Annotated in this window: 21 protein-coding genes; 7 read left to right on the top strand and 14 right to left on the bottom strand. The window is 67.4% G+C overall.

From position 1 onward, the window contains the following. Positions 1–10 precede the first annotated feature (10 nt). Entirely contained in the window at positions 11–1,078 is a 1,068-nt protein-coding gene (locus OQ968_RS19400; RefSeq protein ID WP_324680839.1) for a sulfate/molybdate ABC transporter ATP-binding protein, read from the top strand. Between the two features lie 20 nt (positions 1,079–1,098). On the opposite strand, the gene OQ968_RS19405 is transcribed toward OQ968_RS19400, so the two are convergent. From OQ968_RS19405 to OQ968_RS24925, 5 genes are all read right to left on the bottom strand, one after another. After that, a complete protein-coding gene (locus tag OQ968_RS19405; RefSeq protein ID WP_324680842.1) occupies positions 1,099–3,027 on the bottom strand; it encodes a gamma-glutamyltransferase family protein in 1,929 nt (642 codons plus the stop codon). A 24-nt stretch (positions 3,028–3,051) separates the two neighbouring features. Further along, complete coding sequence (locus tag OQ968_RS19410) at positions 3,052–3,783, bottom strand: sirohydrochlorin chelatase (protein WP_324680844.1); 732 nt, start codon at positions 3,781–3,783, stop codon at positions 3,052–3,054. After that, the gene (locus tag OQ968_RS19415) at positions 3,762–4,499 is read right to left on the bottom strand and encodes a phosphoadenylyl-sulfate reductase (protein WP_324680846.1); all 738 of its coding nucleotides are present in this window, start codon (positions 4,497–4,499) and stop codon (positions 3,762–3,764) included. The genes OQ968_RS19410 and OQ968_RS19415 overlap by 22 nt, the downstream gene beginning before the upstream one ends. Next, positions 4,496–6,178: a nitrite/sulfite reductase gene (locus OQ968_RS19420; RefSeq protein ID WP_324680848.1), complete on the bottom strand. Its 1,683-nt coding sequence runs from the start codon at positions 6,176–6,178 to the stop codon at positions 4,496–4,498. Before OQ968_RS19420 ends, OQ968_RS19415 begins: the two co-directional genes overlap by 4 nt. Positions 6,179–6,292: 114 nt before the next feature. Then, positions 6,293–6,394 (bottom strand): Ms4527A family Cys-rich leader peptide, encoded by a 102-nt coding sequence (locus tag OQ968_RS24925; RefSeq protein WP_420715959.1) that lies wholly within the window; start codon positions 6,392–6,394, stop codon positions 6,293–6,295. A gap of 245 nt (positions 6,395–6,639) precedes the next feature. Here OQ968_RS24925 and hemW point away from each other — a divergent pair, with 245 nt between their 5' ends. After that, positions 6,640–7,812 (top strand): radical SAM family heme chaperone HemW, encoded by a 1,173-nt coding sequence (hemW, locus tag OQ968_RS19425; protein WP_324680850.1) that lies wholly within the window; start codon positions 6,640–6,642, stop codon positions 7,810–7,812. 23 nt (positions 7,813–7,835) lie between these two features. On the opposite strand, the gene OQ968_RS19430 is transcribed toward hemW, so the two are convergent. Together OQ968_RS19430 and OQ968_RS19435 are read right to left on the bottom strand one after the other, a co-directional pair. After that, positions 7,836–9,671, bottom strand: coding sequence for a SulP family inorganic anion transporter (locus tag OQ968_RS19430; RefSeq protein WP_324680852.1), 1,836 nt, complete (start codon positions 9,669–9,671; stop codon positions 7,836–7,838). A gap of 220 nt (positions 9,672–9,891) precedes the next feature. Next, positions 9,892–11,118, bottom strand: a complete 1,227-nt coding sequence (locus OQ968_RS19435) for a sodium-dependent bicarbonate transport family permease (protein WP_324680854.1) — start codon at positions 11,116–11,118, stop codon at positions 9,892–9,894. Positions 11,119–11,561: 443 nt separating this feature from the next. Between OQ968_RS19435 and OQ968_RS19440 the strand changes: the two genes are divergently transcribed. Next, positions 11,562–12,914, top strand: coding sequence for a salicylate synthase (locus OQ968_RS19440; protein ID WP_324680856.1), 1,353 nt, complete (start codon positions 11,562–11,564; stop codon positions 12,912–12,914). Positions 12,915–13,070: 156 nt separating this feature from the next. Further along, the gene (locus tag OQ968_RS19445; protein WP_420715960.1) at positions 13,071–14,075 is read left to right on the top strand and encodes an acyl-ACP desaturase; all 1,005 of its coding nucleotides are present in this window, start codon (positions 13,071–13,073) and stop codon (positions 14,073–14,075) included. A gap of 4 nt (positions 14,076–14,079) precedes the next feature. Here OQ968_RS19445 and OQ968_RS19450 read toward each other — a convergent pair whose 3' ends face one another. Genes OQ968_RS19450 through OQ968_RS19470 form a run of 5 tightly spaced genes read right to left on the bottom strand, consistent with a single transcriptional unit; the run spans position 14,080 to position 19,300 of the window. Beyond that, positions 14,080–15,003 (bottom strand): MerR family transcriptional regulator, encoded by a 924-nt coding sequence (locus OQ968_RS19450; RefSeq protein WP_324680858.1) that lies wholly within the window; start codon positions 15,001–15,003, stop codon positions 14,080–14,082. Beyond that, on the bottom strand, positions 14,984–16,486 hold the full coding sequence (locus tag OQ968_RS19455) for an NAD(P)/FAD-dependent oxidoreductase (RefSeq protein ID WP_324680860.1): 1,503 nt from the start codon (positions 16,484–16,486) through the stop codon (positions 14,984–14,986). Before OQ968_RS19455 ends, OQ968_RS19450 begins: the two co-directional genes overlap by 20 nt. Next, positions 16,483–17,403 carry a ferritin-like domain-containing protein gene (locus OQ968_RS19460; RefSeq protein ID WP_324680862.1) on the bottom strand — a complete coding sequence of 307 codons (921 nt, stop codon included), beginning with the start codon at positions 17,401–17,403 and terminating at the stop codon, positions 16,483–16,485. Before OQ968_RS19460 ends, OQ968_RS19455 begins: the two co-directional genes overlap by 4 nt. Positions 17,404–17,420: 17 nt before the next feature. Further along, positions 17,421–18,284 (bottom strand): SDR family NAD(P)-dependent oxidoreductase, encoded by an 864-nt coding sequence (locus tag OQ968_RS19465; RefSeq protein WP_324680864.1) that lies wholly within the window; start codon positions 18,282–18,284, stop codon positions 17,421–17,423. Positions 18,285–18,286: 2 nt separating this feature from the next. Further along, complete coding sequence (locus OQ968_RS19470; RefSeq protein ID WP_324680866.1) at positions 18,287–19,300, bottom strand: alpha/beta hydrolase; 1,014 nt, start codon at positions 19,298–19,300, stop codon at positions 18,287–18,289. Positions 19,301–19,423: 123 nt separating this feature from the next. Between OQ968_RS19470 and OQ968_RS19475 the strand changes: the two genes are divergently transcribed. The 3 genes from OQ968_RS19475 (at position 19,424) to OQ968_RS19485 (ending at position 21,998) form a co-directional block, all read left to right on the top strand. Further along, positions 19,424–19,837 carry a TA system antitoxin ParD family protein gene (locus tag OQ968_RS19475; RefSeq protein WP_324680868.1) on the top strand — a complete coding sequence of 138 codons (414 nt, stop codon included), beginning with the start codon at positions 19,424–19,426 and terminating at the stop codon, positions 19,835–19,837. 13 nt (positions 19,838–19,850) lie between these two features. Then, complete coding sequence (locus tag OQ968_RS19480; RefSeq protein WP_324680870.1) at positions 19,851–20,429, top strand: zeta toxin family protein; 579 nt, start codon at positions 19,851–19,853, stop codon at positions 20,427–20,429. A gap of 120 nt (positions 20,430–20,549) precedes the next feature. Then, complete coding sequence (locus tag OQ968_RS19485; RefSeq protein ID WP_324680872.1) at positions 20,550–21,998, top strand: FAD-binding oxidoreductase; 1,449 nt, start codon at positions 20,550–20,552, stop codon at positions 21,996–21,998. On the opposite strand, the gene OQ968_RS19490 is transcribed toward OQ968_RS19485, so the two are convergent. Both OQ968_RS19490 and OQ968_RS19495 read right to left on the bottom strand, forming a co-directional pair. After that, positions 21,995–24,832 carry an RND family transporter gene (locus OQ968_RS19490; RefSeq protein WP_420715956.1) on the bottom strand — a complete coding sequence of 946 codons (2,838 nt, stop codon included), beginning with the start codon at positions 24,830–24,832 and terminating at the stop codon, positions 21,995–21,997. The genes OQ968_RS19485 and OQ968_RS19490 overlap by 4 nt on opposite strands. Then, positions 24,829–25,227, bottom strand: coding sequence for an MmpS family transport accessory protein (locus tag OQ968_RS19495; RefSeq protein WP_324680970.1), 399 nt, complete (start codon positions 25,225–25,227; stop codon positions 24,829–24,831). Before OQ968_RS19495 ends, OQ968_RS19490 begins: the two co-directional genes overlap by 4 nt. Positions 25,228–25,233 lie beyond the last annotated feature (6 nt).

A 25,233-nucleotide genomic window follows, 5' to 3' on the forward strand; every position in this document is an offset into this window, starting at 1 on the left:
GGGACGTGAAATGACCACCGCCGAGACGGACCGGCGCGAAAAGGCGATCGTCGTGCGCGACGCCAACAAGCGCTACGGCGACTTCGTCGCGCTCGACCACGTGGACTTCGTCGTGCCCGCCGGTTCGCTGACGGCGTTGCTGGGCCCCAGCGGGTCGGGTAAGTCGACCCTGCTGCGCACCATCGCCGGCCTCGACCAGCCCGACACCGGAACCGTCACCATCAACGGCCGCGACGTGACCCGGGTGCCGCCGCAGCGGCGCGGCATCGGGTTCGTGTTCCAGCACTACGCGGCGTTCAAGCACATGACCGTCCGCGACAACGTGGCCTACGGGCTCAGGATCCGCAAGCGGCCCAAGGCCGAGGTCAAGAAGAAGGTCGACAATCTGCTGGAAGTGGTTGGGCTGAGCGGGTTTCAGACCCGCTATCCCAACCAGCTGTCCGGCGGCCAGCGGCAGCGGATGGCGCTGGCCCGGGCGCTGGCGGTCGACCCGCAGGTGCTGCTGCTCGACGAGCCGTTCGGCGCGCTGGACGCCAAGGTCCGCGAGGACCTGCGGGCCTGGTTGCGGCGCCTGCACGACGAGGTGCACGTCACGACCGTGCTGGTCACCCACGACCAGCACGAGGCGCTGGACGTGGCCGACCAGATCGCCGTGCTCAACAAGGGCCGCATCGAGCAGGTCGGATCGCCCACCGAGGTTTACGACTCCCCGGCGAACGCGTTCGTGATGTCCTTTTTGGGCGCGGTTTCCGCGCTGAACGGCGCCCTGGTCCGACCGCACGACATCCGCGTGGGGCGTCGGCCCGACATGGCGATCGCCGGCGGCGACGGCACCGCCGACTCCATCGGGGTGGTGCGCGCCGTCGTCGACCGGGTGGTGGCACTGGGTTTCGAGGTGCGCGTCGAGCTGACCAGCGCGGCCACCGGCGGCGCGTTCACCGCCCAGATCACCCGGGGCGACGCCGAGGCGCTGGCGTTGCGCGAGGGCGACACCGTATACGTGCGCGCCACCCGGGTGCCGCCCATCGTCGGCAGCGGCGGCGCCGACGAGGAACGGACCACGCTGACGACGGCGTAGCCCGGCCCGGTAAGTGGCCGTTATCCGTTGTCGCCCATCACCGAACCGTCGCGGCGCGGGTCGGCGCCGCCGGCCCACTTCGACGAGGCGCGGGTGATCGCCGACAGCCCGCTGGACTGGTCGGCCAGGTTGACCTGGTGTCCCAGCGCGCGCAGACCCTGCACCAGCGGGTCGTGGTCGCCGTCGTCGGACGCGTTGATCTCGGGATCCTCGCCCCCGACGTTGGTCCGCGGCGAGTTCTCGGCGCCGAAGTCGACCAGGGACACGGCCTGTTGCGGGTTCAGCCCCCAATCCAGCATCGCCACAAGCGTTTTCACGACGTACTGGATGATCGTGGAGCCGCCGGGCGAGCCCGTCACCGCGTACAGCGGTCCCCGCCCGGCCGGCGCGGAGTCGAACACCAGCGTCGGCGCCATCGAGCTGCGCGGCCGTTTCCCGGGCTGGACCCGGTTGGCCACCGGCGACCCGTCGGGCGTGCGCGGCTCGACGGCGAAATCGGTGAGCTCGTTGTTGAGAACGAACCCGTCGACCATGTGGAAGGAGCCGAACGGCGACTCGACGGTCGTGGTGAACGCGGCCGCGTTGCCGTAGGAGTCGATGACGCTGACGTGGCTGGTGCCGTGCTCCCTGCCGGGCGGCACGAGATCGGCGGGCGCGCCGAAGTCGCCCGGCCTGGCGGTTCCCATGCTGCGCTGCAGCGAGATCAACGCGGCGCGCCCGGCCAGGTAGCCCGGGTCGATCAGCGTGTTGAGCGAACCGCCTGGCGGCGCAACGAAATCGGCGTCGGCGACGTATTGGTCGCGGTCGGCGTAGGCCAGCCGCTCGGCCTCGGAGACCAGATGAACCCCCATCACGCTCGGGCGCCCGCCGTTGAGATCGACACGGTCGGGCGGGTAGTCGCTCACCGGGAGATGCTGCAGGATCCCCAGCGTGGCGGCCACCGCGACGCCACCCGACGAAGGCATGCCGCAGACCTGTCGGCCTCGATACGTCATGCACAGCGGTTCGCGCTTCTTGGCCACGTAGCCCGCCAGATCCTTGTCCGTCATCAGGCTCGGCGTGCGACCGTCCGTGGAAGCGGTTGCCTCCGTGACGATGTCGTGCGCGATGGCACCGGTATAGAACGCATTGCTGCCCGACGAGGCGATCGCGAACAAGGTCTTCGCATACGCGGGATTGGTCAACCGCGTTCCCGCGGGCCTCGGGCCGCCGTCGGGATTGAGGAAATACTCGCGGGCCTGCGGGTCGACCCGCAGTTGCGCCGCCGAGTCGGCGATGGCGGCCGCCAACCGCGGGCTGACGTCGAAACCGCCGTCGGCCAACGCCATTGCGGAGTTGAACAGGTCGCGCCACGCCGTGTGCCCGTGGTCGTTGTGCACGAGCTCGAGCATTCGCAGGACGCCCGGCACCCCGATCGACCGCCCCGAGGCCCGCGCGTCGGGCCTGGGCGCGGCGTGGTCGGCGTCGCCGACCCAGCGCAGGTAGTTCTCGGTCGCCGCCGCGGGGGCGACCTCGCGGCCGTCGTAGGCCTGCACCGAGCCCGTGCCCGCGTCGTAATACAGCACGAAGCCACCGCCGCCGAGCCCCGACGACTGCGGTTCGACCAGACCCAGCACCGCCTGGGCGACCACCAAGGCGTCGGCGGCGGTGCCCCTGTCGCGCAGCACCCGGCAGGCCGCCTGCGTCGCCAGGGGATTGGCCGTGGCCACCGCGTAATGGGTGGTCTGCACGACGGTCATGTCGCGGCGGTACCCGGTCGCGACCTCGGGATTGGTCGCGGTGACCCGCGACGACGGCGCCCGCGGCGTCCCCGGGCCCGGCGTGCCGTTGGGCACGATCTCGCACTGAGCCGCCGCGTTCGGCGCGGCCACGTGGTTGGCGCCGCTACACCCAGCCAGGAACAGCACCAGCGCAGCCAGCGCAGCTCCAATTGCCCAGGGCGTTTTCAACACCCGAAGTGTACTGAACGGTGTTCAGGCCGCAATCCGGTCGGCGGCGGCCTTGCGGGCCTGCTCGTAGCGATCCAGCACGGTCGCCGCCACCAGCCGGTGCGCGCCCAGCGGCTGCGCCATCGCGACGCCGGCGTCGGCCGCGTAGGCGCGCAGCCGGTCGGGCAGCAGCCCCGGCGCCAGAAACCACGGCGCGAAAACCACCCGACGCGCGCCCCGGCGCCGCAACTCGCGAACCGCGTCGGCCGGCGAGACGTCCGGGCGGGTCACGAACGCGGTCGTCGTGCCGGCCCAGCGGGTGCCGGCCGCGAGCTTCCGCGCGACCTCGGCGGTGCGGGTGTTGGCGTCGCGGTCCGATGAGCCGATCGCCACCACCGCCACACCGAGCCGGTCGTCGAACCGGGAAACCCCCAACTCCGCCACCCGGTGCCGCAGCACCGCCACCAGCCGCTCGTCCTCGCCGAGCACGGGCGCCTGCCGCACGCCCGCGAAACCCGCGATTTGGCGGGGGATGTCGATGCGGGCGTGGTACGCGTCGGCCAACAGCAGCGGGGTCACGACGGCCGGGCCGGACAGGTCCGTCAGCACATCGCCCAGGCAGGGGGCGTTGAGCTCGCAGAAGGCCAGCCGCACGTCGAGGCCGGGCCGCATGCGCGCGAGAAGGTCCGCGACGGCCCGCGCGTTGGCCGCCGATCGTGGATCCCTGCTTCCGTGCGCGGTCAGCACCAGGGGAGTCACGAGGCGTGCAACCCGCATTCCGTCTTGGCCAGCCCCTGCCAGCGCCCGCTGCGCGGGTCGGCGCCGTCGATGGGCTTGGCGGTGCAGGGGGCGCAGCCGATCGACGGATAGCCCTCGTAGACAAGCGGATTGACCAACACGTCGTGCTCGTCGATGTAGTTCTGCATGTCCTGATCGGTCCACGCCGCCAGCGGGTTGACCTTCACCAGCTTGAACGCCTCGTCGAAGCTGACCAGCGGCGCGTTGGCACGCGTGGGTGCCTCGACCCGGCGTAGTCCGGTCACCCAGGCGGAGTAACCGCGCAGCGCTTTGCCCAGCGGGGCGACCTTGCGCAGCCGGCAGCACTCGCTCGGGTCGCGGGCGAACAGGTCCTTGCCCAGCAGTCGATCCTGCTCGGCCACCGAGTGTTCCGGCGTGACGTTGAGAACCCTTATGTCGTAGACGGATTCGATCGCGTCCCGGGTGCCGATGGTTTCGACGAAGTGATAGCCGGTGTCCAGGAACAGCACCGGCACGCCGGGCCGGACCTTTGCGGCCAGGTCGACCAGCACCGCGTCCTGCATATTGGAGGCCACCACGTAGTTGCACGTCGCCCAGCCGCGGGGTCCGTTGACACCGCCGAAGTTCTCGTCGGTCCATCGCAAAAGGTCCGTCGCGCTGGCGCCTTCGAGTTCCGCGGCGCCGCGCGCCGCGAGCTCACGCAATTGGGCTTCGGTCCGTGTTTGGTCGCTCATCGCAGGTCGGCCTCCTCGGCGCGAATCGCCCACTGCGCGAAGCGTTCACCCTCGTTGCGGTGTTTGACGAAGTTGCGCACCACCCGATCGATGTAGTCGCCCACCTCGTCGCTGGTGACCTTGTGCTGACGCAGTTTTCGGCCGAATCCGCTGTCCAGGCCTAGGCTGCCGCCCAGGTGGACCTGGAAGCCCTCGACCGAGCCGCCGTGGCCATCGTCGACCATCTGGCCCTTGAGCCCGATGTCGGCGACCTGAATTCGCGCACACGAGTTGGGGCAGCCGTTGATGTTGACGGTGATCGGCACGTCCAGCTGAGCGTTGATGTCCTCCAGCCGGCGCTCCAGCTCGGGCACCAGACCCTGTGCCTTGCCGCGCGTTTCGGCGAACGACAACTTGCAGAATTCGATTCCCGTGCAGGCCATCAGGTTTCGCCGCCAGTGCGACGGCTTCGACTGCAGGCCCAGCGCCTCCACGCCCGCGATCAGGTCGTCGAGCTTGTCGTCGGGCACGTCGAGGACCACCAGCTTCTGGTAGGGGGTGAACCGGACCCGGTTGGAGCCGGCTTGCTCGGCCAGGTCGGCCACCGTCGACAGGATGGTGCCGCTGACCCGGCCGGCGATCGGGGCGAACCCGACGGCGTTGAGCCCGTTCTTGAGCCGCTGCACCCCGACGTGGTCGATCGGGTGCGCGACGGGCTCGGGGGCCGGGCCGTCGATCAGCCGGCGCTTGAGGTACTCGGTCTCGAGGACCTCCCTGAACTTCTCGATGCCCCAGTCCTTGATCAAGAACTTCAGCCGCGCCTTCGACCGCAGCCGCCGGTAGCCGTAGTCGCGGAAGATCGACGTCACCGCGACCCACACCTCGGGCACCTCGTCCAGCGGAATCCAGGCGCCGACGCGCTGAGCCAGCATCGGGTTGGTGGACAGGCCGCCGCCGACCCACAGGTCCAGGCCCGGGCCGTGCTCGGGATGGTTGACGCCGATGAACGCGATGTCGTTGATCTCGTGCGCGACGTCCTGCAGGCCGGAGATGGCGGTCTTGTACTTGCGCGGCAGGTCGGCGAAGTCGGGCTTGCCGATGTAGCGGCGCACGATCTCCTCGATCGCCCAGGTGGGATCGATCACCTCGTCGAGCGACTCGCCCGCCAGCGGTGAGCCCAGGATCACGCGCGGGCAGTCGCCGCACGCCTCGGCGGTCTGCAGCCCGACCTCGTCGAGCCGGCGCCAGATTTCCGGGACGTTCTCCACCTCGACCCAGTGGATCTGCAGGTTCTGCCGGTCGGAGATGTCGGCGGTGTCGCGGCCGAACTCGGTTGAGATTTGACCCACCGTGCGCAGCGCGGCCGTCGACAGCGCGCCGCCGTCACAGCGCACCCGCATCATGAAGTACTCGGCCTCGAGCAGGTCGGCGTTCTCGTCGCCGGTGAACGTGCCGTCGTAACCCTGCTCGCGCTGGGTGTACAGGCCCCACCAGCGGAAACGGCCGCGCAGATCGCTCTTGTCGATGCTGTCGAATCCGCCCTTGGCGTAAATGTTTTCGATGCGCTCCCGAACCTCGAGCGGGGCACCGGCCTGTTTCATCTCTTCGTTGGGGTTGAGCGGCTCGCGATCGCCCAGCGCCCACTGGCCCTCGCTGCGGGGGGCCTTGTTTGCGGATCCAGCGGGACGTGCCGTGGTCATCCGGGGGGTTCTCCTTCGCGGACGGTGCCAGCCATGGGCGCGCAAAACAACCGGTATCTCCGGGCTGCGCAGATCCGGGGCCGGCTGGAAGTACAGGGGGCTGGGTCTACGACGTCAAGGCAGACAGCAACAGCTGCAGACGCGCTTGAGGTCGATGTGCCGCCGCGCCACTAAGGCGATACGCAGGGTGGGGTTGGCGACGGTCACGGCGCCCATTCTGCCATGAATCCCGGCGGGCGTCGCCACCAGGTCAAATTTCTTTTCACAGTGATTAAAACTAGCGATCAATCCTGGGTGATTGGGTTGACAAAGCCGAGAATCCGCTGAGAGCGCCGGCCTCCTTGCACGCCGACCATCGCCGCCGGCGTGCGGTCCACTCTCGGACTTCTTCGCCCTAGGGTCGATCTCGACGAGAATTCTCGAGCACGCGGTTCAACCTGCCCGGCATGGGAGGATTTGGCATGGCCCTTCGCGACGCACCGGTCGACCTGCCCGACGTGCAGCCGACTCGTGGACGGCCGTTTGGCCTGTATGTGCATGTCCCGTTCTGCATCACCCGGTGCGGTTACTGCGACTTCAACACCTACACGCCGGCGGAGTTGGGCGGCGTCAACCCGGATGCCTGGCTGGCGGCTCTGCGAACGGAGTTCGAACTCGCGGCCAAACGGTTGGACGCACCGACGCTGAACACGGTGTTCGTGGGGGGCGGGACACCGTCACTGCTCGGTGGTGAACGCCTGGCGACACTGCTGGGCATGGTGCGCGAGCAGTTTGCGCTGGCCCCGGATGCGGAGGTGACCACCGAGGCCAATCCCGAGTCGACGTGGCCAGAATTTTTCGATGCCATCCGCGCGGCCGGATACACGCGGGTGTCGCTCGGCATGCAGTCCGTGGCCCCACGGGTATTGGCGACCCTGGATCGTGTGCACTCGCCCGGGCGGGCGTGCGCCGCGGCCGGCGAGGCGATGGCCGCGGGCTTCGAACATGTCAACCTCGATTTGATCTATGGAACCCCCGGGGAAAGCGATGACGACCTGATGCGGTCCGTCGACGCGGCGGTCGAGGCGGGCGTAGATCACGTGTCGCCCTATGCCCTGCTCGTCGAGGAGGGCACCGCGCTGGCCCGGCGCGTCCGGCGGGGGGAGCTGGATGCGCCCGACGACGACGTGCTGGCGCATCGCTACGAGCTGGTCGATGCCCGGCTGTCCGCGGCCGGGATGACCTGGTATGAGGTGTCCAACTGGTCGCGACCGGGCGCTGAGTGCCGGCATAACCTCGGCTACTGGGACGGTGGTCAATGGTGGGGGGCAGGCCCCGGGGCGCACGGATACGTGGGCACGACACGATGGTGGAATGTCAAGCACCCCAACGCTTATGCGGAAATGCTGGCCGCTGGCGCCCTGCCTGTCGCAGACTTCGAGGAGCTCGGCCCGGACGCCTTGCACACCGAGGAACTACTGTTGAAAACCCGTCTGCGCCAAGGGCTTCCGTTAAGCCGGCTGGGGGCTGCCGAGCGCGAACGTGCCCAGGCCGTGGTCGCCGACGGGTTGCTGGTGCCCGACGGCGACCGGCTGGTGCTCACGTCGCGCGGGCGGCTGCTGGCCGACGGGGTGGTGCGAACGCTGCTGGGATAAACGGGTTCCATTAATCGACCCCGTCAATCCGTTGGTTGTGGGATTCCCAACTTCTCGAGGCTGCCCAGGGCGATGCGCGTGCTTGTCTCATGCTTGGACAGGCGCCGCATGTGATCCCAACCCTCGATGACCAGCCTCGGACTCTGGTCTCGGCCGCTGAACTCGTCCAGGTAATAACGGAGGGACTCACCCGTCGTGTGATCGACCAGAGGCACATGCGAGCTCAAGTGCAGATGCACCGTGCGCGTATCCGACGGAAGCTGCCGCAGCTCCCGAATCACGTGGAACAGGTTGAAGCAGACCAGTGGACCATCCAGGTACAAGTGGTAGGCGCCGTCCTCGAATTCCCGTTCCGACACCGGATTACGGAAGAGGCTGAGAAAGCGGACGGCAAAATTCGGTTTCACAAATTCCGAGCCGTTCCGCAGCGTGTGCCAGAGGCCCACGTACCACAGGTTCAGCACCAGCTCCAGGACGATGCCGGCGACGATACCCATGAGCAGGTCCGTCGTCACCGTCACGAGCAACGTGGTGGCGAAGACAACGAACTGCTCCGTGCCGACCCGCGCGACCTTGAACCAAACCGCGGGCTTACACAGCTTGTAGCCGATGAAGACGAGGATGGCGCCCAGGACCGCCATCGGGACCATGTCGATGACGTAGCGGCCGAACAGCACGAACGTCAGCAGGAAGCAGGCGTTGTAGAAGTTGGCCCATTGGGTCCGGCCGCCGGCCAGGACATTCGCGGTGCTCTTGACCATGCCGGGGATGATGGTCAAGCCACCGAGCATGCTCGAAGCGCCGTTGGACACCCCCATGGCGAGCAAGGTTCGGTCCGGGTCGGACCGGCGGCGATAGGGGTCGATGTTGTCCACGGCCGCGATCGTCGCGAGGGACTCGGTCGCGTCGATCAACAGCAGGGTGACAACCAGGTAGCCCAGCGGCAGCAACAGTGCGGTATCGGTGAGTGCCTCACCGAACTGCGGAAAGACGATCCCGTGCTCGAGCGAGTCGGGCACGTTGATCAGGTAGTGCTTGTCCAACTTCAGGATCAATGTGCTGAACATCGTGCCGGCGAGAAACACCCAGACCGGAGGCGGCATGATCTTCAGGAGCCGCCCGGGTAGGGCCGCCAGCACGAAAAGCGCCGCCAGGCAACCGATCCCCAGCGCGCAGACCTGTGGGTGCATCGATGAGACGTGGCTGGGCACTTCGCCCAGGACCGCCCAGAACTCGTGGGCCTCGAACTTCACTCCCATGAAGAGCGGAATCTGCTTGACGATGATCATCAGGCCGATCGCCGCCAGCATGCCCTGGATGGCCGCGGCCGGGAAGATGGCGCTCAGGCGCGCCACCTTCAACTTGGCGAGGATCACTTGAAGCACGCCCGCGATGGCGATGGCGACCAGGACCAGAGGGTAACCAACCGCGAGCAATTCGGATGTGGGGGCGCCCCGACCCAGGCGGGCGTGCCCTAACGCGATCATGCCGGCGAACAGGGCCGGCGCCAGCCCCGCGGCCGGGCCGCTGATCGTCACGTACGAGCCGCCCAAGAACGGCAGGATGAAACCGGCGATGATCGCCGACATGATCCCGCAGATCGGCGGCGCACCCGAGGTCATCGCGATTCCCATCGAGAACGGTAGCGAGATCATGGCCACGGTGAAGCCCGAGCGAAGGTCGTATCGCCAGTGTTTGAGACCGGCCAGGCCGTTGCGGGGTTTTTCGGTTGCAACGGCTAACGCCTGTCGCGCGTGTGGACGGCCGACGACAGCGGCCTCATGACCCGGTGGTCTCTTCCGCTGAGTCAGTCCGGCAATGCGGGAAGCGGCGGATCGACGAGGGGCTTCTACGGACACGAGTAAACCTTGAGGACTCACGAAATCCGAGTCAACTTGGTGAACGCGTCTTTACGAACAATTAACAACTTGTTGACAGGCGCAATAATCCGTGCGGCGCACCGGTTGTCGGTGTGCTCAGCGGGATTTGCGAGGCAAAGGCATCTACGCAATCCATCGATACTGCCAATAGTCCTGTTGCCCAGGATGTTTCGTCGCTCACCGGACCGATTTCGGCCGGCTAGAACCAGTGTGAGATCAGCCGGTTGAGTTCGATATAGAGCGGGATGCCGATGGTGACGTTGTAGGAAAACGTCAAGCCCAACGATGCGGCCAACGGCAGCGTCGGGCTGGCCTCGGGGATCGCCAGCCGCTGGACCGCCGGGACCGCGATGTAGGACGCGGCGCCGCACAGCACCGCGAACAGCACGTAGGTTCCCGGCTTGAAATCGACGTGGCTGACCGACGAGTAGATGTGGGCGACGATGATTCCCAGCGTCGCAAAGAGATTCGGCGCCAGCACACCGTAGAAGATGAAACCCAGGCCTGCCGAGCGCAGGTCCCGCAACTTGCGCGACGCCGTCATGCCCATCTCGAGCAGGAACAGACACAGCACTCCCTGGAATGCCAGGACGAAGAACTTGTCGTCGTCGGCGACGACCTTCTGTCCCTGCAGGCCGCTGATGAGCCCGATGATGATTCCGCCGAAGAGCAGGACCAGGCCCGGGTTGAGGAACACTTCCTGGAAGAGCTCGCGGGAGAAAAGCGGCGCCTTGCGCTTCGCGACGACGGGGCTGGGCTCCCAGTCCGGATGCTCCATCTTTTCCAGCGAGAGCTCCAGCTCCTGCTCGATGGCGCGTTCCTCCTCGGACTCGAGGCTCTGGCCGTGCGGCGGCCGTGCGGCGGTGCCCGGCCCGACCCCGACCTTGGCCGGTGGCGTGTAGCCCGGCTCGCCGGGCATGTACCCCGATGCGTCCATACCCCGGTGCCGCAGGCGCGCCACCAGGTACAGCGCCACCAGGCAGCCGGGAACCTCCATCACGGCCAGCATCACGGGCATGTAGGCGTTGAACGCGATACCGACCGCGGCCAGGACCGCCACGCAGGTGGCGAAAGTTCCGGCGGAGTCCGATCCGTAGTAGCCGGCCACCGTCGCGCGGTCGACGCTCTTCAGGGATGTCAGCGCGTTCAGCAGCAGGTAGGCGATGCCCCCGATCACGAAGTTCAGCACGAAGCCCAACACCATGAATCCGACGATTGCCCCGACGCTGGAGGCGTTGACGTTGGCGAGCTCTTCGCCTCCGTGCCAGCCGATCGCCAGCAGAAGGTACATCGTCAAGCCCTGATATATGACATACGGGAACTCGAACCGCACCTTGAGGATCGGGATCAGGAAGCCGAAGTAGAAGAACAGCAGGAGTGGCTTGAATAGGTTGTGGGTGAAGTTGTGCCAGAACTCTTGCAGCATTTGGGGGCCTCTCCTTGACCGTGTGACGGTCGGGAAAGCACCATCCGCAAGCGGACCAACCACGAACTTCCCGACGACCGTGCAGAAACTTAGCCGTGCCACCGCCAAACCGCCACTCAGCGAGACTGCGAAAAGCGCAGGCCAGTCCGCTCGGTACCGGTATGGCTGGCCGTAATAAAACCAGAGGTCACAGCCGCGCTGGTCGCGCGGGAAAACGAGCCATCAGTACAATTCAGTGTGAATCAGCTGTGCATCTACTGTGTGGTGAACGCAGCATTAACGCGAAGAAAATGGGCGATTTCCTCGAAATCGTGACGCGGGAAACACGGGGGACACCGCCCGTCGGGCCGGGCGGGCCACCCGGAGGCGGGGCCGCCGCGACCTTTGCCCCGAGGCGGAGGGGGTTGCGCGCGCTTACATAGGTTAGGCTACATTTACTAACCGTGACTGGGGTCAGCGTCGAGACGAGTTCCGCCGGCATCACATCCCCGCCGATTCCGCTGCCCCCGCATATCGACCCCGCCGACCTGGCGGCCGAGCTGGCCGCGGTGCTGCCGGAGCGGCTCGGCAAGGAGTACCTGCTCTACGAGCACGGCGGTCAATGGGTGCTCGCCAGCGGCGTGCAGGCGATGGTCGAACTGGACAGCGACGAGCTGCGCGTCATCCGCGACGGCGTGATTCAGCGGCAGCAGTGGTCCGGGCGCCCGGGGCCTGCCCTGGGTGAGGCCGTCGACCGGCTATTGCTGGAAACCGATCAGGTGTTCGGTTGGATCGCGTTCGAATTCGGCGTCTATCGCTACGGGCTGCAGCAGCGGCTGTCGCCGGGAACGCCACTGGCCCGGCTGTTTTGGCCGCGGACGCGCATCGTGGTCACCCCCGGGGCGGTTCAGCTTTTCGACGCGGGCGCGAGCCACCGCGACGCCGTGCTCGGGGTGGTCGGCGACGGCGTGCCACACGTGGGCGACGCCCGCGGAGTAACGGTGACGGCCGACCCGTCCGGCTACCGCGATCGGGTGGCGACGGCCGTCCGCGAGATCGGCGCGGGCGGCTACCACAAGGTGATCCTGTCGCGTTGTGTCGAAGTGCCTTTCGCGGTGGACTTCCCGTCGACCTACCGGCTCGGCCGCCGGCACAACACCCCGGTGCGCTCGTTCTTGTTGCGGCTGGGCGGGATTCGCGCCGTGGGCTACAGTCCCGAGCTGGTCGCCGCGGTCGCTGACGACGGCGAAGTGGTGACCGAGCCGCTGGCCGGCACCCGCGCGCTCGGCCGTGGTTCGGCGCTCGACCGTGCGGCCCGCGAAGAGCTGGAGTCGAACTCGAAAGAGATTGTCGAGCATGCGATTTCGGTGCGCAGCTCGCTTCGGGAGATCTCCGAGGTCGCCGTGCCGGGGACGCCGGCCGTCACCGATTTCATGACGGTGCGCGAGCGGGGGAGCGTGCAGCACCTGGGCTCCACGATCAGCGCGCGGCTGGACCCGTCGCGCGACCGGATGGACGCGCTGGAGGCGCTTTTCCCCGCCGTCACCGCATCGGGCATCCCGAAGGCGGCGGGTGTCGAGGCCATCCTGCGCCTGGACGACCGCCCGCGTGGCCTGTATTCCGGTGCGGTGGTGATGATTTCGGCGGGCGGCGGGCTGGACGCGGCGCTGACGCTGCGGGCGGCCTACGAGTGCGACGGGAAGACCTGGCTGAGAGCGGGGGCCGGCATCATCGAGGCGTCGGACCCCGAGCGCGAGTTCGAGGAGACCTGCGAGAAGCTCTCCACGCTCGCCCCGTACCTGGTTGCCCGGCAGTAGCGCCCGAACCGCTGCTGCCGTTTCGTGACGTCCGTAGGGACTTTTGGCACTAGTCGCCATATTTTCCGCGTGTCACCTTGGTGTAACTGCACGACACAGGTAAAGTCAGTGTTACTGATCGCCACACATAACTGGGAGGACTTCGTGTCCGACGGCATGACCAACCTGCAGCTACTCCACGAGCTCGAGCCCGTCGTCGAGCAATTGCTCAACCGCCACCTCTCGCTGTTCAAGGAGTGGAACCCGCACGACTACGTGCCGTGGTCGGACGGCAAGAACTTCTACGCGCTGGACGGTCAGGATTGGGAGCCCGAACAGAGCCAGCTCTCGGACGTGGCGCAGGTCGCGATGGTGCAAAACCTGCTGACCGAGGACAACTTGCCGTCGTATCACCGCGAGATCGCGATGAACTTCAGCATGGACGGCCCGTGGGGGCAGTGGGTGAATCGGTGGACGGCCGAGGAGAACAGGCACAGCACCGCGCTGCGGGACTACCTGGTGGTCACCCGCGCCGTCGACCCCGTCGAGCTGGAAAAGCTGCGCATGGAGCAAATGACGCGGGGCTTCAGCCCGGGCCAGAACCAGCAGGGCGACATGTTCGCCGAGAGCCTGTTCGACTCGGTCATGTATGTGTCATTCCAGGAGCTGGCCACCCGCGTCGCGCACCGCAACACCGGCAAGGCCGCCGACGACACGATCGCCGAACAGTTGATGGCTCGGGTGTCGCACGACGAGAACCTGCACATGATCTTCTACCGGGACGTCAGCGCCGCGGGCCTGGACATCGCGCCCAACCAGGCGATGAGGTCGGTGCACCGAATCCTGCGCAACTTCAAGATGCCCGGGTTCACGGTGCCGGAGTTTCGGCGCAAGGCCGTGATCATCGCGGTCGGCGGCGTCTACGACCCGCGGATCCATCTCGACGAGGTGGTCATGCCGGTGCTGAAGAAGTGGCGCATCTTCGAACGCGAGGACTTCACCGGCGACGCCGCCCAGATGCGCGACGACCTGGCCGTGCTGATCAAGGAACTCGAGGTGGCCGGCGACAAGTTCGACGAATCCAAGCAGCGCTACCTGGAGCGGGAAGCCCGCAAGGCGGAGCGGATCACGGCCAGCCGGGTGCTCAAAACCGAAGGGACGCTTACGCTCAGCGGCAGGTAGCCGCCTACTTCACCTGCCGCAGGTGCGGCTCGCTGTCGGCGGACTGCTCGAGGTAGTCGGCGAGTATGCGGCTGACGAGCGACTCGATGTTCGATTCGATCGACGCGGCCAGGGTGGCGGTGACGCTCGCCACGGCCTGGGTGCGAAACCGGACCAGCATCGTGATCAGCTCGGCGATCTCGGCGTCCGCCGGCAGCGGCTGGCCGGGCTTGATCCGGTCCATGACGTGTTCGGCGCCCGCGCGCACCAGCAGGTCGCTAATCTTGTCGATCTCGGGGACGATCTGCTCGTGCAGGTCGATGAGCTTGCCCAATTTGACGCCATAGCCGCGGATTTCGTTGAAGGCTTCGATGAGTTTGGGCCGGGTGAGGGTTGCCTGGGCGCCGTCGACCCGGATCAGTTGCAGCGCGACCAGCCGATCGAACGCGCGTGGGTCGTCCACGAGCCGCTGGGCGTCGCCGAGCGGCATGGTTTCCGGTTTCTCGGTGGTCCAGGTGCCCACGATCGCCGTCTCCAGGCCCAGCACGTCGCCGAGGTCCTTGCCCTCCTCCCACGCGCTGAGCATTTCGCGCACGTGCGCGATGTTGTATCCGCGGTCGAGCATCGAGGTGATCAGTCGCAGCCGCGTCAGGTGCGTGTCGTTGAACAACGCGATGCGGCCGACGCGCAACGGCGGCGGCAGCAACCCGCGATCGCGGTAGACGCGGATGTTGCGGGTGGTGGTGCCGGCCAGCCGGGCCAGGTCGTCGATCCGGTACTCACCGGACGCCCCCGATGGTGCGGCGCCATGGCGGGTCGCCGCGTCGAAGAGCTGCGACACGGCCGTCTCGATGAAATCGCGAGACTGCCGCCGGACGCGCTTGGGGGCGCGCCGCACGTTGTGCAGCACGCTGGCGATCGTGCCGGGTTCAGGCGGACGAGACGGCATACGTCTGGGCGTGGCGTGCCACCGCGTGGTAGTCGGAGACTCGGAAATCCCTCATCTGGCGAAGATACTGCGTGGCGAACCCGGGGTACATCGACCCGTTGAACCCGTCCGCGGTGAGATACCAGCTGCGGCAACCCGACATCCAGGTCGTCTTGGTGAGCCGGCGCTGAATCCGCTCGTTGTGGCGGCGCTGGACGTCCTCGCGCACATCGAGATAGCGCAGGTCGCTGGCGAGGATGGTGGTGATGCCGCGCACCGCGTAATCGAGCTGGCCCTCGATGTAGACCAGCAGCGAGTTGTGGCCGGGGCCGGAGTTGGGCCCGGTCATGAAGAACAAATTCGGGTACCCGTGCACGTTGATGCTCTTGTAAGCCTGTGCGCCACGCGCCCATTCGGCGGCCAGCGAGCGCCCGCCCAGCCCGGTCACCTCGAACGGCGGCCCGGTCAGGTGGACGTCGTAACCGGTGGCGAACACGATGCAGTCGAGGTGGTGTTCGATGCCGTCGCTGGTGCGGATGCCGGCCGGGCTCAGCGTCGCGATCGGCCAGTCGATGAGTTTGCAGTTGTCGCGCTGCAGCGCCGGGTAGTAGTCGCTGGACACCAGCATGCGTTTGCAGCCCGGGGTGAAGTCGGGCGTCAGCTGGCGGCGCAGCCATGGGTCCTTGACGGCCATCCGCAGGTGCGCCCGCCCCAGCCGCGCCAGCAGCGAGGTCAGCGGCGTGTCCCACACCAGCGCCGTGGCGCTGGCCTCGTGCCCCCAGAACAGCGCCTGACGGGCAAGCTGCTGTGCCGCGGGCACTTTGGCGAACAACGCTTGCACGGCCGGCGGGGTGGCGACGTCCAGGCGCGGCAGCACCCAGCCCGGGGTGCGCTGGAAGACCTTGACGAACCCGGCCTTCTTCACGAGTTCGGGGATGATCTGGATGGCGCTGGCTCCGGTGCCGACGACGGCCACCCGCTTCCCGGCGAAGTCGTAGTCGTGGTCCCAGCGGGCGCTGTGGATCTTGTGGCCTTCGTAGCTGTCCAGCCCGCGGATGTCGGGGAGGCTGACGTCGGACAGCGGCCCGGAGGCCAGCACGACGGTGCGGGCACGAAACTTCTTGCCGGCCTTTGTTTTTGCCGTCCACACGCCGGCATCCTCGTCGAACGTCAGGCCGCTGACCTCGTGGCCGAACCGGATGTGGCGGCGCACGCCGAACGACGTCGCCATGTCCTCCAGGTGGCCGCGGATCTCCGGGGCGCGCGAGTAGGTGCGCGACCACGCCGGGTTCTTGACGAAGGAGTACGAGTACAGCAGCGACGGGATGTCGCAGCTGGCACCGGGATAGGTGGTGTCGCGCCATGTTCCGCCGACGCGGTCGGAACGCTCCAGGATGGCGATGTCGTCGATGCCGGCCTCGGCCAGCCGGATCGCCGCGCCGAGCCCGGTGAAGCCCGCCCCGACGATGAGGGCGGCGTGGGTGTGGTTTTTCGCCATCGTCACGCCGCCGGCTTGTAGGTGACTTCTCGGACCCAGGTGGGTACCGACGGCAGCAGCGGCCGCGGATACCGGTCGGAAAGCCACACCATCGAATTGGCCAGCAGATGGTAGGGGTGACGCGGATTCGTCACCACGCCGGCGTAGCGCCTCAGGAACCGGTAGGTCGGCACCCGCCTGGCGTGTTCGGCGCGGTCGCCCAGTTCTTTGAATCGCTTCACGGCCTTGTAGAGCCGCTCGGGCTCCATGCCCATGGCGGTGATCTCGTTGCGGATTCTGTTGATGAGCGGTGCGCCCATGACCGCGCCGATGATGAGGCCCGGGGTTGCGTGGTGGCCGACGAAGTCGATCAGCAGCCGTCGAATCTTCGCGTGACCAATCATGTCGAGAACTTCGAAATCGACAACCAGATGCCGTGATTCGTCATTGTTGATCTTCTCGAAGACCTGATGGCACACCGGATCGTGCACCTCGTCGAGGAGGAATTTCAGCAGAGCGCCGTCCAGCGCGACTTCCAGCATCGGGATGACGGTGCCGAGCAGCGACAGTGGCATGTCGTCAGCCCAGCGGTCCAGCCAGTCGATGGCCAGTCGGATATTCACGTTCGGCTCGGGAACCTCACCGTCCTCGAGCATGCCCCAGCGCTTCATCAGCGCCAGTTCGGCGTTGGCGTGACGCTGCTCCTCGGCGTGGAAGTAGCGGTAGATCTCGCCGACGGTCGGGGTGGGTGCCTTCTTGGCCAGTGCCGCAAATCCTCTGGCGCCGATATTTTCGATCCAGCACAGGTCGGCCATGAACGCCTTCAGTTGTGGCCGCTGCTCGTCGGTGATCATGTCGGCGCCGGGCGCGTCCCAGTCGATGTCGGCGAGCGCCCACTGGCGATCCTTGATCTTGGCGAGCATGGCTTCCATGTCGATGGCCACCGGAAGCTCCTTTCGTTCTAGTGGTTGGTCGTCGCCCGGGACAGCAGGCCGATGGCACGCGTGTATGCCTGCGGGGCCAGGCGTTTGGCGTTCCAGCCGAGCTTGGCGTCGAGCTGGGGCATGCAGTACAGTTCGCCGCGGTCGTGCGCGTTCAGGCAGATGCGGGCGACCCGCGCGGCTGAGAAGCCGGTCCAGCGCATCAATTTGGTGGCCAGCTCGCCGGACTCCTCGCTGATGCGGCCCGATTCCACGATGTTGGTCTTGACGAAGGTCGGGCACAGCACGGTGACTTTGACCGCGGTTCCGGACAATTCGGCCGCCAGGGTCTCCGACAGCGACAGCACGCCGGCCTTGCTGACGTTGTAGGCGGCCATGCCGGGGGCGGCACCGAACGCCGCCGCCGACGCGACGTTGATGATGCCCCGCGGCGCGTGCGACGGGCCGGCCTCGCGCAGGATCGGGGTGAAGACGTGGCAGCCGTGAATCGGGCCCCACAGGTTGACGCCCAGGGTCCACGCCCAATCGTCCAGGGGCGCATCGCCGATGGCCGCGCCGCCGGAGCCGACGCCGGCGTTGTTGATCACCAGCGTGGGTGGCGCGCCGAACCAGGCCTGCGCCTGCTCGGCCAGCGCGCACACGTCGTCGAACCGGGACACGTCGCAACGGACCGCCACCGCCTTGGCGCCACCCGCGGTGATCGCGTCGGCCGTCTGTTGGGCGGCGGCCTCGTCGATGTCGCTGCAGACCACCGCGCCACCGCGGCGGCCGAGTTCGACGGCGAAGGCCGCGCCGATGCCGCTGCCGGCCCCGGTCACCACGGCCGACGCGCCGCGGCTGGTGGTCTTCGAGGTGCCCAGTAGGTTGCCCAGCGGCCCAAGCATTTTCAGCCCGCCTCGTCGGCGAGGACGCGCGCGTCCTGCAGCGTGTGGGCGATGAAACGCGCGACGTACGCCATCGCCTTGGCCGCCTCGGGCGTCATCCGCGGCAACGCCTGGAAGACGTGCACCTGGTGTGGCCAGATCTGCAGTTCGCAACGGCCACCGGCGGTTTGGATGTCGGCAGCGAGCTGGCGCGCATCCTCTTGCAGCATCTCGGCCCCGCCGGCCTGGATCAGGGTCGGGGGAAGCGGGGGGCCGCCGGCGACGTCGAGCGTCAACCGGTGATGGGTGGGATCGATGTCGCCGTGGTAGAGGCGGACCAAGCGAAGCGCGTCGGCGGCGCGGGCGGCCGGGTCGGGACGCACCCGTTCGCGCGCCAGGGACAGCTCGAAGGTGATGTCGTACAGCGGCGAGAACAGCACCATGGCGGCCGGGTGATTCGCGGCGACCTCGGGTTGCAGCAGCAAGTCGACGGACAGGTGCCCGCCCGCCGAATCGCCGGCGATCACAAGCTGTTTCGGCGACACCTCGCGGGCCTGCAGCAGCCAGTCCCAGCCCGCCCTGACGTCGTCGGCCGCGGTGGGGAAGCGATGGCGCGGCGCCAGCCGGTAATCCACGCAGAACACCGGCAAACCGGTCAACGACGACAGCCAGGAGGTCAACCGCCGGTGGGTTTTTGCCGAACAGACGGCGTAGCCGCTGCCGTGCACGTAGTAGATGGCGCCCGCGCCGGTTCCGATGGCGCGCGGGGTCTCACTCGCCGGGGTCCGCGGCCCGCTCACCCATTCGCCCTTGACGCGTCGCCCGTCGGGCAGCCTGGCGTCGACCTGTTCGACGCGGGTGCCCGCGAGCGACGGGCCCAGCGTGCCCATGATCCTGGCGATGATGCGGCGCGACATCCAGATGCCCCACGCCCGCTCCGGCGGTATCGCCGCGGTGATCGGCCGCAGTGTGTACGCGCTCACCGCGGCCGCGCCGCGGGAGCGCAGTGACCCCCGGGCCGGAACGACGTCCGTCATGCAACGCAGTCAATACCAAATGGTGACATTAGTCAATGGCAGCTTTGCGGTCGGTCGTTGCGGACCCGCCATCCGTAGCTAGGTGCTACGCTTGTTGCAGATTGCTACAGAATCGAGGGGCGAATGGCTGATACCGCGGATCGGGTTACCCGGTTCGCCGCGGACCTGTTCGACAGCGCCGCGGCCGAGGGCGCACGGCAGAGCCGCTCGGCCAAGCAGCAACTCGATCACTGGGCACGGGTAGGGCGCGCCGTGTCGAGCCAGCACACCGCCGCACGTCGACGGGTCGAAGCGGCGCTGGCCGGGGAACTGGAATTGCGCGAACTCAGCGTCGAGGAAGGCGTCGTCTTCAACGCCGAGATCGCCGCGGCGATCCAGGAGAACCTGGCGGAGTCAAACTACGGCGAGGTGCTGGCCAAGCGCGGGATCACGACCGTAGCCCTGAACGAGGCCGGTGAGATCGTCGAGCACCGGCCCGACGGCACTTCGGTGGTGGTGACGGCCAAACGCCGACCGACACGACGCAACAAGAAGTGAACGCCGCGGCCCGATGAACCGGCTCGACCTGGTCGTCGGTCCCAACGGAGCCGGCAAATCGACATTCGTCGAGCTCACTCTCGCCCCGCTGCTACCGAGAAGCGTCGTCGTCAACGCCGACGAGATCGCCAAACATCGCTGGCCCGCCGACCCGGCCGCACACGCCTACGACGCCGCCCGGGTCGCCGCGGACACCAGGACCAGGCTGATCGAACTGCGCCGATCGTTCATCGCCGAGACCGTGTTTTCACACGCCGCCAAACTCGAGCTGATCGACGCCGCACACGCGGCGAGCTACACGGTGATCCTGCACGTGCTGCTCGTCCCCGAAGAGTTGGCCGTGCAGCGCGTCAGACACAGAGTTGACGCCGGCGGACACAACGTCCCCGAGGGCAAGATTCGTCAACGCTACCAACGCCTTTGGCCACTCGTCGCAACCGCGATCGCCCGCTGCGACACCGCCACCGTGTTCGACAACAGCGCACTCAAAGGTCCTCGCGTCGTCGCCCAACTGAGCAGCGGCCACGTCATCGGCGCCCCCACCTGGCCGACGTGGACACCGCACGTGTTGTCCTCGCTCTGGCCGCCATAGCTGACTCAATCGGGCGGGTCACGGTCCGGGCACATTTCAATCACCCCGCGACACGTCACCCGGCGTCGCGGTTCCCCTGGTCGAGAATGCGGAACATGACGCAGTCGCGGGAGCCCGACGATGGCGCGTGAGATCTCGCGGCAGGCGTTTCTGCGGGGCGCCGCCGGGGCGTTGGCCGCCGGCGCGGTTCTTTCGTCGGGCCGAATCGGCTCGATGCGGGCCGTCGCGGCCCCGAATCCCACTGGCTGGGAAGGGCTTTCGAGCGCCCTCGGCGGCGAGGTGTTGCTGCCGGGCAGTCCGCAATTCGCGGGGGCCAAGCAGGTTTTCAACACCAACTACAACGGCTTCACGCCGGCGGCGGTCGTCACCCCGAAATCGGCGGCGGACGTGCAAAAGGCGATGGCGTTCGCCGCCGCCAACAATCTGAAGGTCGCCCCGCGCAGCGGCGGGCACTCCTATATCGGGGCGTCCACGGCGAACGGCGCCATGGTGCTCGACCTGCGCCAACTGCCCGGGGACGCCCACTACGACCCGGCCACCGGGCAGGTCACGGTGACGCCGGCCACGAGCCTGTACACGATGCACCGCACGCTGGCCGCGGCCGGACGGGGGGTCCCGACGGGCACCTGCCCGTCGGTCGGTGCCGCGGGGCATGCCCTGGGCGGCGGCATGGGCGCCCAATCCCGCCATGCGGGCCTGCTGTCCGACCAGTTGACGTCGGCGTCGGTGGTGCTGCCCAGCGGCCAGGCGGTCACCGCGTCCGCGGCCAGCAACCCCGACCTGTTCTGGGCGCTGCGCGGCGGCGGTGGCGGCAACTTCGGCGTGACGACCGCGCTGACCTTCGCCACGTTCCCCACCAAGGACGTCGACGTCGTGAACCTCAACTTCCCGCCGCAGTCGTTCGCGCAGGTGCTGGTCGGTTGGCAGAACTGGCTGCGCACCGCCGACCGCAACAGCTGGGCGCTGGCCGACGCCACCGTCGACGGGATGGGCACGCACTGCCGAATCCTGGCGACCTGCCCCGCCGGATCGGGAAACAACGCGGCGGCCGCCATCACCCAGGCGGTGGGACTGCAGCCGTCCGGCACCGAGACCCACACGTTCAACTACATGGACCTGGTGAACTACCTCGCCGTCGGAAATCTCAACCCGTCGCCGCTGGGGTACGTGGGCGGCTCCGATGTCTTTCCCACCGTCAACGCGGCCGTCGCGCAGGGAATCGCCGCGGCGGTGAACGCCTTTCCCCGCAACGCTGGCCGCATGCTGGCGATCATGCACGCGCTCGACGGGGCGCTGGCCAGCGTGGCGCCGGACGCGACGGCGTTTCCGTGGCGCCGGCAGTCCGCGCTGGTGCAGTGGTACGTGGAAACAGGCGACCCGGCGGCCGCGACCAGCTGGCTGAACACGGCACACCAAGCGGTGCAACAGTATTCGGTGGGCGGCTATGTGAACTACATCGAGGCCAACCAGCCGCCGTCACGCTACTTCGGCCCGAACCTGCCCCGGCTGGTCGCCGTGCGGCAGAAGTACGACCCCGGCCGAATCATGTTCTCGGGCCTCAACTTCTAGCCGACCGCCGATCGCTGCGGCAGCGGGCGGGAACGCACCAGCGTGGGCCACCAGAACCACGGCCCGAGGATCCTGACGATGCAGGGCACCACGAACGAACGCACGATCAGCGTGTCCAGCAGCAGGCCGATGCACACCGTCGAACCCACCTGGCCGACGGTCCGCAGATCGCTGGTGAGCATCGCCAGCATGGTGAACGCGAACACCAATCCCGCGGACGTCACCACACCGCCGGTGCTGCCCAGCGCGCGGATGAGACCGGTGTTCAAGCCGGCGTGCAGCTCGTCCTTGACCCGGACGATCAACAGCAGGTTGTAGTCCGAACCCACCGCCACCAGGATGATGAACGTCAGCGGCAACACCAGCCAGTGCAGCGGCAGGCCGATGAGGTGCTGCCAGACCAGGATGGCGAGGCCGAACGCCCCGGCGTAGGAGAACGCGACGGTGCCCGGAATCACCAAGGCGGCCATCAGACTTCGCGTGAGGAACAACATGATCAGGAAGATCAGCACGAACGCGGCGATCGCCACGATGAGCAGATCGGACGCGGCGTATTCCTTGATGTCCTTGTCGTTCGATCCCGACCCGCCGATGTAGACCCGGGCGCCGGCCAACGACGTCTCCTTCAGCGCCGTGGTGATCGCGGTGGGGAACTGGTCGACGTGCTGCACCCCTTCGGGTCCCATGGCGTTGCCCTCGTGGGTGACGATGAACCGGGCGGCCCTGCCGTCGGGCGACATCATCAGCTGCATACCGGTTTTGACGTCGTCGTTGTCGAAACCCTCGTGCGGGATGTAGAAGAAGTCGTCGCTGCGGGACCGGTCGAAGTCGAGTCCGACATTGACCAGGTCGTCGAATGTCTGGTCCGTCGCCGTCGACTGCAGGGCCGACTGGCCGTAGCTGCTGACCAACAGGGCGGCCAGCTCCTCCGAGTCGTCGGCCGTGAGTTTCAGCTGGGTTATCACCTGCGGCAGCAGCCTGTCCACGGCTTCGAGGGACGTCTTGGCGTCGTTGATGTCGGCGGCCAGGTGATCGATGTTGTCCAGCCCGTCGAACAGCGACCTGAATGCCCAGCAGATGGGGATGTCGAAACAGTGCTTCTCCCAATAGAAATAGCTCTTGACGGGTCGGAAGAAATCGTCGACGTTCGCGATCTCCTGGTTCATCTCGTCGGTGATCTTCTGCAGGTCCTCGACGGTGAGGACGGTCTTGTGCAACTCGTCGGACATGCCCTGGAAGAAGACGATCTCCTTGCGCAACACCGCGACGGTGTGCCGCGTTATCTGCGCCTGCTGGTCGGTGTTGGCGTTCTGCTGCTTGGTGAACGGGAGCTGTTGGCCGTTCCCGCTGCCCTGCGTGGTGAACAGGTAGGGCAGGGTGGCATGCTCCAGCGGCCGGCCCAGGGGCCGGGTGATGCTCTGCACCATCGCGACCCCGGGAAGGCGAATCAGGCTCTTGGCCACCCGGTCCAGCGAGATGAAATCGGCCGAGTTCCGCATGTCGTGATCGGTCTCGATCATCAGCATCTCGGAGAACAGCTTGCTCTTCGGGAAGTGCCGGTCGGCCGCCGCGAAACCCCGGTTGGCGGGGGCGCTGTGCGGCTGGTAGGCGCGGTCGTCGTAGTTCTGCCGGTAGGTCGGCACGAAGATCGCCCCGAGCAGGACGGCGGCGGCGCTGGCCGTGAGGATCGGCACCGGCCACCGCACCACGCTGGTCCCGATCCGCCGATACAGCTGCGCCTTGGCCTTGCGCCTCGGGTCGAAGAGCCCGAACAGGCTGCCCACGGTCAATAGCGCCGGCCCGAGCGTCAGCGCCGCCGCGATGGTGAACAGCATGGCGATGCCGACGGCCGGCCCCATGGTGTGGAAGTAGTTGAGCCGCGCGAAGGTCAAGCAGTAGCACGCCCCGGCGATCGTCAGCCCCGAGCCGACGATGATGGGCGTGACGCCCTTGTACGCGATGTAAAACGCGTCCTCCCGGCTCTCGCCGGCCTGCCGCGCCTCGTGATAGCGGCCCATCAGGAAGATGCCGTAATCCGTCCCCGCGCCCAGGGTCAGCGCGACGACGATGTTCACGGCGAACGACGAGAGCTCGATGTACCCCAAATGCCCGAGGGTCGCGATGACGCCCTTGGAGACCAGCATCTCGATCAGGACCCCGAGCAGGGGCACCAGCAGGGTGCTGATCGAGCGGTACACCAGCAGCAACATCGTGACGATGAGGATGATCGTCACGATCGTGATGTTGTTCAGGCTCGAATTGGCGATGGCCACGGTGTCCGACGCGAGCGGAGCCGCGCCGCTGACGTAGACCTTGAGCCCGGGCGGCGCGGGATCCTTCGCGACGATGTCGCGCACGGCGTTGACGGAATAGTTCGCTTCCATTTGGCCGATGTCGCCCGCGAGGCGCAACAGCACGTACGCGGCCCTGCCGTCGACGCTCTGCGCCCCCGCCGCGGTGATCGGCTTGCCCCACAGGTCCATGACGTACTGCACATGCTTGGGGTCGCGCTTCAGCCGGCGCACCAGATCGTCGTAATAGCGATGGTCCACGTCGCCCAGCGGCCGGTCGGCCTCCAGCACGAGCATCGTCAGATTGGTCGAATTGGATTCGTGAAACTTCTCGCCGATGCGCAGCAGCGCCCGCTGCGACGGCGCGTAGTGCGGGACCATCGGCCCCGCAAGTTCTTCCGCGACCCTCTCGACCTGCGGCATGAACGTGTTCGTCGACACGGCCAGCAGCGCCCAGAAGGCGATGATGGGTATCGCGAGGACGCGAACCATGCGGGGGATGAACGGCCGCTGGGGCCGCCGTTCGATCATGGGCTCGCTCATGCGGACTTCACCCTGCACATGACGTGCGCGTCCCCGTGACTATCGGACTGCTCGTCGCGGACAACGCCGTTCACCAGCATCCGGCAGCCGAGTTGACCGCCGTGCACCTGCGCCGAGATGCTGCCGGACACCACGGTGAGCGTGGTCGTCTCCGTGTGCGACCACGGCAGGGTCGTCAGATTGACCTGATGCGGATGCCCGTCGATGTCGAGGTAGACGAGCATTCCCCCGTCGCCGGGGGACCCGAACAACTCATACGTGAGCTGTTTGGGAGTGGTTTGCTCGGGCGCCGCCGGGCCGTTGACCGTGATGACGGGCGGGGGAGCAGAGAACTGGTGCACCTTCCACATGCACACCGCGCCCACCCCGACCGCGACGACGGCGACCAACGGCATCCAGAT

Source organism: Mycobacterium sp. 663a-19, from assembly GCF_035616495.1.
Classification (GTDB): domain Bacteria; phylum Actinomycetota; class Actinomycetes; order Mycobacteriales; family Mycobacteriaceae; genus Mycobacterium.